This is a genomic window from Mucilaginibacter sp., from assembly GCF_028288105.1.
In the GTDB taxonomy this organism is placed as follows: domain Bacteria; phylum Bacteroidota; class Bacteroidia; order Sphingobacteriales; family Sphingobacteriaceae; genus Mucilaginibacter.
In genome coordinates this window covers 25,843-36,476 of record NZ_JAQBOI010000077.1, presented here as the reverse complement: position 1 = coordinate 36,476, position 10,634 = coordinate 25,843, and the positions used below count along the sequence as shown (strand labels likewise).

Below are 10,634 nucleotides of genomic sequence, written 5' to 3'. Positions count from 1 at the left end.
TCTGTTTGGGCCAATGTGCGGAGTGACATTAATATAAATGCCAATAGGAATATCTTTTTCATGATGTTATATGTTGTTTGGTTTAATTGTAATCAAGCATTAGTTTAACCACATTTTGGAATTTGTCTCCATAAAGCTTGCCTATGCGCTCCAGGCAGGCGTCTATCGGGTATTGCTTTTTTGTATCATACCTGATCACCTCAGCGGTGCCGAACATAGCGTTAATGGCTTCTCTATTATCGTTTGAAAGTACGTGCACTTCGTCCAGTTCTTTCCTATCATTGCCGCCGGTACGTACCAGTGTTAAGCCGAATTTTGTATGAACAGTAGTGTCAGCCATCGTAAAACATTTAAATGATTTTGGGAATGACCGGTTATACGTATCCAGGATACTTACCATCTCAAATTCATTGATACCTTCCTGCAGCAATAAGCCAAGCCTCCGGTTTTTTTTGATGATGACCTTGGTAACTGCGGCGAACTCATCCCCGAATTGTATAGCCGTGCTCAAATGGTCTGTTAGAATTTCAGGATGAGGGTAGTGGATCTCGTTGGCAGCAACATGCATAATTTCGCTTCCAAACAGGTCATTTATCACCATTAGGGCACCTTCTACAGCATTGGATACCCCGGCTGTGCTATACAGGTTGCCGCTGTGGGCTACACTTACCTGCTGGATCCATTGCGGTTTGGGGAAATGAGATCTCACCGTCTCAAAGTCAGATGCATGACAGGTGATCGGCTTATCATCAAATAAGCCGGTAGCCGCAGCAGTAGATGCCCCGTCGCAAACGGCAAGGATTTTTGTAGCAGGCGTGAAATGATCTTTAATAAAGGACATCAAAACAGGATCCTGCTTTTCGTCCCGTTTGGATAGTGCCGGGATCACGATCACATCTGCAACAAGTTTCATGGAATCCGCTTCGCGAAAAGTAAGCTGCGGTAAAATAAAGAGGTCCTTTTTTATGCCTACCGGCACTTTTTCTTTAGTAACTATGAACACGTTTAATTTGCCAGTGATATTGAACAGGTAGAAGGGTGCCAGCATATCAAACATTTCTGTCATCTTGTTATCAGCAATGATAAATACGGTTTTCTTTGATGGATCGTAGGCAGGCTTTTTCCAGTCAAATTTGTTATCCCCCGGGTAAGGAGGTAGCTGGCCAAGGGCGATGACCGGCTGCAGCAATAATATAAGCGCAGCCCCTGCGACAATTACCGTCGACAGAAATATGAACAATATTTTTTTAAACTTTTTCATTGTGATTAATTTTAATTATTACATCACAAAGGTCTAGCGAAATTTAGTTGGTAAGAAGACGAGGTAATGTCAGATACGGACAAATTATATTATTGATTTATAGCATCCTCGTCCGAAAGAGGTTAAATGTAAGACCACTAATGTATCCACCGCTTCTTATTCAGTTTTAGCGAAAAGCCTAACAAAGCAAAAGATATATGGCGCTACGGTTAACCAGGGTAGCACGATAACAGCCGCGATACTTTCAATATCTACAAAACACATTTTATTAATACGTTAAATATAAGAAGCGATTTTACTAAAGGAGATTGCCCCTAAAGTAAAATTATAACTATGTTTTTTATATTTTTTTATTGGGGACGCTAAACAAAGTCAAATGTTTGGAAAATCCAGTTTCAAAAATAGATGACTAAGCATTTGCTTTTTTTTCCAAATAAAGAGGTCTTTAAACTTTCAAGGATCGTTTATCAGGAAGCATTAAGTATAGATGGATCAACTTATTTGACCCCTCTAAAAAAAAATCATTGAAAGAAGGATACAAGGTCCCATTCAATACCAGGATAAATGGAATGGATTTGCTGAACCAGCTATTGACAATGTAAGTGGAAATAATCTTTACGGTAGATTGAAGAGAATAGGTCATATCGGTAATGAATCATAAATTACTCTATTGGGTCCTTATAAAAATTCTTATGCGGCAGCATTCTAATAAAAAAGCAAGTTCCTCTGCGTTCTCACGCAACAAGTCTTGGACACTATCTACAGTTTTGGCAGCTAATTTCACAGAAGAAAAGCTTTATTACTTCTCGCATTAAATACTTTTCCTCGTACATTTTACCGTTATCCTAGGCGAATAAGGCAACTTACACCGCAACGCGTTTCTTCGCTGCATGACAATCGATGGCGCCAATTATCGGAGCGTATAGCGCCGGAGGTATATCATGACCCATACCTTCAATCAGAAAAAGCTCGGCCCCACTAATCGTACTTGCTGTATCGTTTCCGCATTCTGGAGGAAAAAGTGGATCTTCTGACCCATGAATTACTAATGTTGGAGCTTTTATTTTTTCTAAAAGCTCTTTTTTATAGCCTGTTCCAATGATTGCCAGTAGTTGCCTCCATAATCCACCACTCTTACTGTTGGAACGGATAATTTCCTCTTCAATAATCGCGATTTGGTCTTTTTCATTGAAGCAGAATTTACTTCCGGAAATTCGCCTCGCAAACGCAAGGTTTTGACTTATATACGCTGCTTTTTGGTCAGCAGGATTCGGTTTAGGCGCGACCATCATTTGCATAACATCGGCCTGGGCTTGAGGCAGGCTTGGGTTCAGCGAAGTCGACATGATTGATGTTAATGTCAAAACTCGTTCAGGGTGTTGAGCTGCAAATAATTGCCCAATAATTCCCCCCATTGATCTGCCAATTAAATGGGCTTTTGCTATTCCCAAAAAGTTCATAAGTCCAACGACGTCGTCAACCATATCAAACAAGGTATAAGGCACGGATATGTGCTCGCCAGATCGCAGCAATCCGGCTAGGTCATTTAAATCACGTACCCTTACGTTTGATAAAAAGGTAGAGCAACCAGCATCTCTGTTGTCAAATCGGATCACTCTGAATCCTTTTTCGGCCAACATTTCGCAGAACGGTACAGTCCAGCGAATCATTTGTGTACCAAGACCTGAAATTAAAATAACGGTAACAGTATTGTGATCCCCTATGATATCATAGCATAAATCTATCCTGCCTATTTTTGCCATTTTCATTGAATACAATTTTTACTATAAACTATTCTATTTGCGGGCTCTGTTACACTTCTATGTTATTATAATTACAAACTCCCAAAAGTGAAAATTCATTTAGTACTGTATCTTTCAGTTTTAACACTTCTTTGCGATAATTTAAAGCAATAGTTTGATCATTTATAATTTCACTTTTGATTTCAAACAAAAAATGGGTTTCTCCAATGTCGTTCCAGTCTTGCTGAAGTTTTTTATTTTCGAATTGTCCACTATTCAACATAAATTTCATTCTATTTATTAAGGCATTTGCATTGATTGAACCCTCTACATATATTTTATTATTAAGTATGTTTTTTATTAACACAACCCCAACAATAGGTTTGATGTCCTTGATTTCTTCTTTTACTTGCTTTCTTAATGACTTTTCCATTATAAATTTACTATCTTATTAAAATATGTTGAGCTAAGATTAATAAGCGTTTCCACCGAGTGCGAATAGTGTTTCTGATAAAATTTTTAGATCTTTAGCTTTTACCGATGGTAAAAGTTCCTTGGCTATCAGCTCTGCGGTTTGCCTGGCCTCTTCAAATATTTTCTTTCCGGCGGCTGTAATAACCACATAACTTACACGTGCATCCCGTTGGTTTGATTCTCTAGTCACAAACCCGGTTTTTTCCATTGGCAAAAGCAATCGCGTTACACCGGATGCCGTGAGCCCTATTTTTTCAGCTAAATCTATTCTTCTCATTTTTTCTACAGGAGCGTTATCTAATAAATTAAGAATAATAAAATCACTAAATCCAAGGCCATGCACGCTTAACCGGTCAAAACGGCGGGCTATTATTGATTGCACTTTCATGGTGCTGATTAATATCGTTAATGAATCACTTATTGTTGACATATACTTGAGTTATCAATTATATCGCAAATATATTTATAATTTTTGAACGACGAAATTATTCACCATTTTAAAAGCCGATCCATTTTTGCAATCGTCTTTCGGCATGCATATCAAATCCCCTTCGGCATTAAAGTATTAAAGTATTAGCGTCTGAAAAGCCCGAAGATTACATACCGTCCCAAAGCGAATTATAACCAGTTATAGCTATTGTATGAATTTAACTATTGGTTTAACTTTAAAAATATTCAGAGATAGTTACTTAACAAGGGTTAAACTTTATGAGTAGTAATTAAAAGACATATTGGGATTTAAATTACACTTCCATTTAGAATGTATCAAGGGGGAGGAACTTATGAACACCGGTTATCTATTACAGGGACTGAAAAGCAATAGCCTGGTTGCAGGAAAGACCACGGCTTTTCGAATTAATATGGCCGCCCCATGGCCCGCAACATCAATAACAGAAATTCAGGCCAGCATTGCGCGTCCCGATGGATCACTAACGAGTTTAAACTGGTCACCGGGAAATTTTGTCATCGTCGACGCAAATTCGCCGGCGGAAGGAATAGTACTGCTAATACCGGGATTTAAAATACCGTACTACGGATTATATTACATTAACGCACAATTGTTCAGCGCGGTTAGAGAAATCGTCGGCGTTTGCATTCTTGATGGTATTGAATTATTGCCGACTAAGGATCTTCGGATGATGGTAAGCCGTATTTGGTCCAACACAGGACCAGATGCCAAAGCGGGCGAAGTGGAGGCAGCTAACGATGCAATGAGACGATTAGCCTCCCTTTATCCAATCCGTGACGGCATCAGTAAACTCAACGGCGATCAGACGGCCGGGCTAAGATTTAACTTTGACAATAATCCTGTTGGCCCGCCGCAGCAAGACAGTAACCTGGGCCCAGCCTGGGATCCTTTTAATAATGTCGCTCCCGGGACCGATTCTTTAGACAGTGCGTTGGTGTACCGTTTCCCTGACGAAGGTGAAGGGTCAGGGGCCATAACCCATGGCCGGTATGGAGGGTGGTTACCTAATTCGGGGATTGTTTGGCATGCGTCCCTTGGTCAACCATTCTGTCATGAAACAGGTCACAACTTTGGGTGTGAGTCCCCTGAAAGCACTCATTTTGATCCAAGCGGTCAGGCCGCTCATTCTAAGGATCTTACTATTAATGCGCCGGACGCTGAGCAGGGGTTTGATATTGAACTCAATCAGCCTTTTCCCAAACCGGTATATGATATTATGTTTCCAACCGGCCCGAGTCCGGGCCGTCCATTAGATACTATCAGCATGAATTCGTGGGATTGGGAATACTTAAGAACGCAATTTCTGAAAAGCAATGCCACAGGGCCACATGGTTCGGATATTACATTTCAATCACTTGGAGGCCATGACCTAAGTCCCGGACCTTCAGCTATACGTAACCAGGATGGACGGCTGGAAGTATTTGTGCTCGGTGGAGACAAAGCGCTGTACCATATTTGGGAGAGTGCACCCGGCGGAAACTGGAGCGACTGGGCCACACTCGCAGGACACGATCTGCGCGGGCCAGTTATTACAGCGGCTAACGCAGACGGCGCTTTACAGGTTTTCGTTGCCGGCCAAGATGGAAATATTTACTCCATTATGCAAAAAAATCCAAACGGCGACTGGGGCGACTGGTTCTTCATAGGCGGCAACAATGTAAAAGGATATTCAGTTTCGCGCAATACAGATGGCAGAATTGAACTGGTTGCTGTATTTGGTGACGGTATACTTTACGACTGCTGGCAGCTAACCCCAGGAGGACAGTGGAGTGAGTGGGCTCCGTTAGGCGGTCATGATCTTAACGGCCCCGTTTCATTAGCCGCGAATGCTGACGGAAGGTTGGAAGCCTTTGTCATAGGAGGTGACGGTTTTCTTTATCATCGTTGGCAAACCGCACCCAACGGGTCGAACGGGTGGGGGAATTGGGTGAACTTAATCAGCCCCGATTTGGTGAAGGCGAATGATGTAAAAGTTGCCCTTGCCGGAGACGGGCGGTTGTTTGCTTTTCTAATGACTCAGAATAAGTCAATTTCTTATTTATCCCAAGTGGACCCTAATGGTGGCTGGGGAGCAGTTGTTGACCTTTATGGTCATGACCTGAACTGGCCCTGCGGAGTGGGCCGTACGGATAGTGGCAGGTTAGAGCTTGCGGTTGTTGGTGGCGACGGGCAAATATACAGCAGATGGCAGGTCGACCCTTTTAAATCTGACTTTTGGGTGAACTGGACATCTTTGGGTGGAGTTGCCATTCAACCCGGCGTAGAATTAGAGGTCAATTCTGCAGGTCAATTAGAAATATTTGTTATTGGTGGTGACGGTGCATTGTACAGAGGGCTACGCCCATCAAGCTAGTTAATTTTTAACAGTTACTTTATCATGCAACTGGTTTAGATATATATATATATCCTGGAATTAAATTGCTGTTAACGTTCATTGTATTAGATGTAGCACTCTGCAGTTGGACACCGTCTTTATTATATTTCTGCTACACAAATTGACGAAATATCATGAGGTAAAAAGCTAGTGCCTAAGCCTAATTGGTTAACTTGTTGATAAACGTAGTCAGGCCAAATTAGGACTATTCTAAAGGTGTACGAAAAAGAGGAAAGATATTTTGATTGATCCCGTAAGGCTGAAAACGGATTAAACAGACACTAAACCAATCCTTTCTATCCTGCTTTCCACCCACAATAAACCAGGCAGCCCTGCTATCACCGTATTTGTTGCTTTTATTGGCTGTTTATATTTGATTTTGCCTTATTTTGCCGCACCGATTATTGTTTACGCTGCCCCGCAAATCCGGAAAGCGGTTAATAAACGCTTAACAACCTAATACACTTCAAACTACATAAGCAAAGGCCGACGAGGTGCTATGCTACAGGAAACTCAACAAGGCGTTTGCGATCCTAAATACATTTCAAAGAAATTGACAAACCTACCAACATGACAAAAGCAAAACTTTTAATACTACTGCTGCTAGTAGCGGTGTCGTTCTCCGTTCATTCGCAAACCATTGACGGGGCCTATGTCAAAGCGCTTTATAAAAGCTATCCCACCCAAAAAACGGATTTCTGCCCTTCTTGCAAGGTTTGGGTCAATCCCTATTACAGATCTATCGCGGATACGGTCAAACATATGCCCATTGTCACCTTTTATGTGTATACCAAAGCCCACCGGCTGTTGCAGGAATCAGCTGATATCCCCCGTACGGGCCAATACGCGAGCTGGCATCCCGCCTATGGCCAACCGGATGAAACAGACAGCTATCGGCATGCCAATACGCAGTCAGCCGACATGATTGCCAAAGGGCATTGTCAGGCATGGATCTTGCTGGCCTGGTGCGCTGATGCCGCGATCCTTTCGGATACTTACACATTCAATGCCGGCATGGAATACCAGGGACAGAATATAGGCACCGAAATAGCGACCGAAGAGTTATGCAGAAAATTGACCGGGTTTAATATTCCGGCGGTTACGGACAGTGTGAAGGTTTGGTGCGGTACATTCGGGAGTCAGAAAACCTATACCGACAACAAGCTGACAATTACGGTACCCACACATTATTATAAGATAATACAGTATCGGTTGTACAGCGGAGAATTGATTTCTGTATGTTATTGGATGCCAAACCTGCCTACGGAACAGCGGTCTTTATTACCGCGACGGGTAATCGATCATACGGCCCTGGTCGCGAACCTCGGTTTTGACCCGATGACGGTCTTTAATTCACCTGAATAAAATGATTCTTCTTTAAACTCGGAGCATGGCCGAATTCAGAAATCAGCGCCGCAAATCAAGTGAGTCGCCATACAGGCCAAAACGTGATCATTAAAGTTTCCTCTTGGGTAACTAAACAGAATCTTCCCTTCTGGATAATCAGTATCGGTATGATTGTTATGCTGTTATGGGCCGGTTCCTATAAAATCACTGTTCCGGGTGCGGATGGTATCGTGTCTCTGGTTGATAACAGTCCGCTGATCAGCTGTCACTTTAATTATTTGGTCTCATCATGGTTCTGACCTGACCGGGCTAACGGAAGTCACAGCTGCGGTGCTCATCATCACCGGAATGTTTAAACCACAGGCAGGTATCATAGGTGGAGCAATCGCAGCCGTAATGTTCTTTGTTCCCAGCACTATGTTTATCACCACACCAGGCGCGCTTACCACTGTAAACGGCATCAATTTTACATGAGTTTCCTCAGGTTGTTCCTCTTAAAGGACGTGATTAACCCGAATCCTTCTTTATACCTGATCAGCAAATTTTGTCATAAAGCGATCCTTGCTCAAAACAACACCAAATAATAAAGTAATTATTCAATATCAGGCACGGGAAATAAATTAACTCATAAAAAACTTGATACATATAACGATGAAAACAATTCCCGTTCCAACCCGGGAACGACCGGCTAATCAGGTATTATTTATAACCTGACCAAAGCAATAGGAAGCATACCAAATTTATTCACGGTGCACGATAAACTATTGTTGGTATTGGGCGGTTTAGAAGGTAAATGTCATACCCGCCGTAAAAGAGTAGCCGGTACGGTCAACCTTATTCAGCTGTGTTTCATTGGTTTCTCCATTACTTAAAAACAGTTCATCCATGCCTTTGCCGGTTTGCCATAAGTAATAACAGCCGTCAGCCTGTACGGCCAGGTGTTTATAAAGTGTGTATTTCAAACGGAGATCCCAGTTAATGCCGAAACCTTTGGCGATATGCCTGTAACTAACCGGGTGCTGAAAATTTTGGATCAGGTTCCAATCCGCGGCGGCGTTATAGTTTACCTGGTTATAAGTTAATGCCGCTGATAACTTAAGCTTATTATTGATGCCAAACCCCGCAGCAGTTTTAACAAAAGGGCCTTTCCAGTTGGCCTTGTATGTGCTGTTTAAATCAGGAAAATTGCCGGTGCGATCTAAGATATAAAGCGACTGGGTGCTAACGCCATATCCCGCGTAAGCGTTTAAGTAAAACCTGTTTTTATCAATTAGTTTATACCCTGTCCCGATTGACCAATCCCTCAGGTGGCCTTTATCGGCATTAAATAGCTCGTTGTATGTCCTATTGGTGCGGTTATCGCCATTGTAATCGTTATCCGTAACCGTACCGGTGCTGATAAAGGTGTGGGAGTAATCGGCCATTAACGATAGCTTGTCCCAAACATTCCACTCTAAAGCGGCAGCAACCGGTTGCCCGCCAGTTTTTTTCCATTGCAGCTCCGAATAAATATTAGGGCTTTCACCCGCTAGGTTACCCGCTATAGACCATTTGAGGTCCTGCTGCGCATAGCCCGTAGTGACAGTTAGCGATAGTTTTTGAGATCCGGTTTGCCCGTAAAGGGCACTGGTACCGGCAACTGTAAGCAATATGATAAATAAAAGTCTTTTCATCAGGTAAATAAAAAGCCTGCCTTTTTTTATAAGGCAGGCTTAAACTTATGAATTTATTATTGGTTAATACCAAATGCTTCCCATCCCGATGCGGTGGCCCTTGTACAGGTCATGGCCTGGGTGCCGTTCTCGCTGGAAATGAACTTACCGTTATTCCCCCTGAAGGTTATTTTACCATCTCCGGTAGGCACCCAATCAAACTTCTCCCAGTCACCAATGGTGGCACGGTTACAGGTGATGGCTTGTGTGCCGTTCTCTGATGAAACATACTTATTCATGCTGCGCAAAGCAACTTTACCGTTGCCGGCGTCAACCACTGTAAATTGCTCCCAGGTAGAAGCTGTGGTGCTGTTGCAGGTCATGGCCTGTGTACCGTTCTGGCCGTTTACATATTTACTGTTAAACCCTTTTAGGGTAACCGTTTGGCCAATTGGCGCGGTAGTGCCCGTGCCTCCGGTTATATTATAAACACGCACATAATCTACCAGCATATTGGCCGGTAAAGCGCCATTGTTAATAGTATTGCCCGGCAGGTCGCCGCCCACGGCAAGGTTTAGTATCAGGAAGAACGGCAACTGGAACTCCTCGGTACTGTTAATGTTGTTTTGGATATTACCGGTGTGGAACAGCGTGCCGTCAACAAACCATTTGATGCTGTTAGCATCCCATTCAACTGCATATATATGGTAATCGGTAACGTTGTTAACCTGCGTGTTCCCGCCATAATAAACGTGGCCGTTATTGTTCCAGTGCATGGTGCCCAGTGTGGTGTTGCTGGTATTGGTTTGCTCCATAATATCAATTTCTCCACATTGTGGCCAGTTTACCTGGCCTATGTTGCTGCCCAGCATCCAGAACGCCGGCCAGCTTCCCTGGAATGCAGGCAGTTTGATGCGGGCTTCGATACGGCCATATTTTACGGTGAACTTACCTGCAGTAGTGATCTTGCCCGAAGTGTACGGCTGCCCTCCCATACTTTGGTTCTTAGCCGTGATGACCAGGTTGCCCCCGGTTACCGCTACGTTGCCCGGCGAGTAGTACTCTTTCTCATTATTTACATTAGGGTTACCGTTATCAATGTTCCATTTGCTGCCGTCTACGCTGCTTCCATTGAACTCATCAGACCAGACAAGCGTTAATGCCCTTGGCGTGGTTGTTGAAGTTTTAGCATCGGCATTAACACCTCCGGATCGATTAATATCCTTTTTACAGGAAATGATGACGATTCCCGCTACCAGCGTGATGCCGGTGCCTTTTAACAGGTTGAATAATTGCTTTTTCATATAAAGTTTAG

Annotated in this window: 10 protein-coding genes; 4 read left to right on the top strand and 6 right to left on the bottom strand. The window is 43.0% G+C overall.

All coding sequences use genetic code 11. The features are described 5' to 3' along the window. Positions 1-82: 82 nt before the first annotated feature. From JWQ85_RS05395 to JWQ85_RS05380, 4 genes are all read right to left on the bottom strand, one after another. Positions 83-1,261: a DJ-1/PfpI family protein gene (locus JWQ85_RS05395; protein ID WP_299465106.1), complete on the bottom strand. Its 1,179-nt coding sequence runs from the start codon at positions 1,259-1,261 to the stop codon at positions 83-85. An 863-nt stretch (positions 1,262-2,124) separates the two neighbouring features. Next, positions 2,125-3,030, bottom strand: a complete 906-nt coding sequence (locus JWQ85_RS05390) for an alpha/beta hydrolase (RefSeq protein WP_299465103.1) — start codon at positions 3,028-3,030, stop codon at positions 2,125-2,127. 43 nt (positions 3,031-3,073) lie between these two features. Continuing rightward, positions 3,074-3,436, bottom strand: a complete 363-nt coding sequence (locus JWQ85_RS05385; protein WP_299465100.1) for a GIY-YIG nuclease family protein — start codon at positions 3,434-3,436, stop codon at positions 3,074-3,076. A 39-nt stretch (positions 3,437-3,475) separates the two neighbouring features. After that, a complete protein-coding gene (locus JWQ85_RS05380) occupies positions 3,476-3,907 on the bottom strand; it encodes a MarR family transcriptional regulator (RefSeq protein WP_299465098.1) in 432 nt (143 codons plus the stop codon). A 1,303-nt stretch (positions 3,908-5,210) separates the two neighbouring features. On the opposite strand from JWQ85_RS05380, the gene JWQ85_RS05375 reads away from it, so the two are divergent. The 4 genes from JWQ85_RS05375 to JWQ85_RS05365 all read left to right on the top strand — a co-directional run bounded on the left by JWQ85_RS05375 (position 5,211) and on the right by JWQ85_RS05365 (position 8,141). Beyond that, positions 5,211-6,299 carry a hypothetical protein gene (locus tag JWQ85_RS05375; RefSeq protein WP_299465095.1) on the top strand — a complete coding sequence of 363 codons (1,089 nt, stop codon included), beginning with the start codon at positions 5,211-5,213 and terminating at the stop codon, positions 6,297-6,299. Between the two features lie 591 nt (positions 6,300-6,890). Further along, entirely contained in the window at positions 6,891-7,685 is a 795-nt protein-coding gene (locus tag JWQ85_RS05370; protein WP_299465092.1) for a DNA/RNA non-specific endonuclease, read from the top strand. Positions 7,686-7,744: 59 nt separating this feature from the next. Further along, positions 7,745-7,966 carry a DUF417 family protein gene (locus JWQ85_RS21890; protein WP_367186184.1) on the top strand — a complete coding sequence of 74 codons (222 nt, stop codon included), beginning with the start codon at positions 7,745-7,747 and terminating at the stop codon, positions 7,964-7,966. Next, positions 7,941-8,141: a DUF417 family protein gene (locus JWQ85_RS05365; protein ID WP_367186185.1), complete on the top strand. Its 201-nt coding sequence runs from the start codon at positions 7,941-7,943 to the stop codon at positions 8,139-8,141. Before JWQ85_RS21890 ends, JWQ85_RS05365 begins: the two co-directional genes overlap by 26 nt. Before the next feature lie 308 nt (positions 8,142-8,449). Here the strand turns inward: JWQ85_RS05365 and JWQ85_RS05360 are convergent, their stop codons facing one another. Together JWQ85_RS05360 and JWQ85_RS05355 are read right to left on the bottom strand one after the other, a co-directional pair. Further along, the gene (locus JWQ85_RS05360) at positions 8,450-9,340 is read right to left on the bottom strand and encodes a hypothetical protein (RefSeq protein ID WP_299465089.1); all 891 of its coding nucleotides are present in this window, start codon (positions 9,338-9,340) and stop codon (positions 8,450-8,452) included. A gap of 56 nt (positions 9,341-9,396) precedes the next feature. Then, positions 9,397-10,623, bottom strand: coding sequence for a family 16 glycosylhydrolase (locus JWQ85_RS05355; protein ID WP_299465087.1), 1,227 nt, complete (start codon positions 10,621-10,623; stop codon positions 9,397-9,399). Between the last annotated feature and the right edge of the window lie 11 nt (positions 10,624-10,634).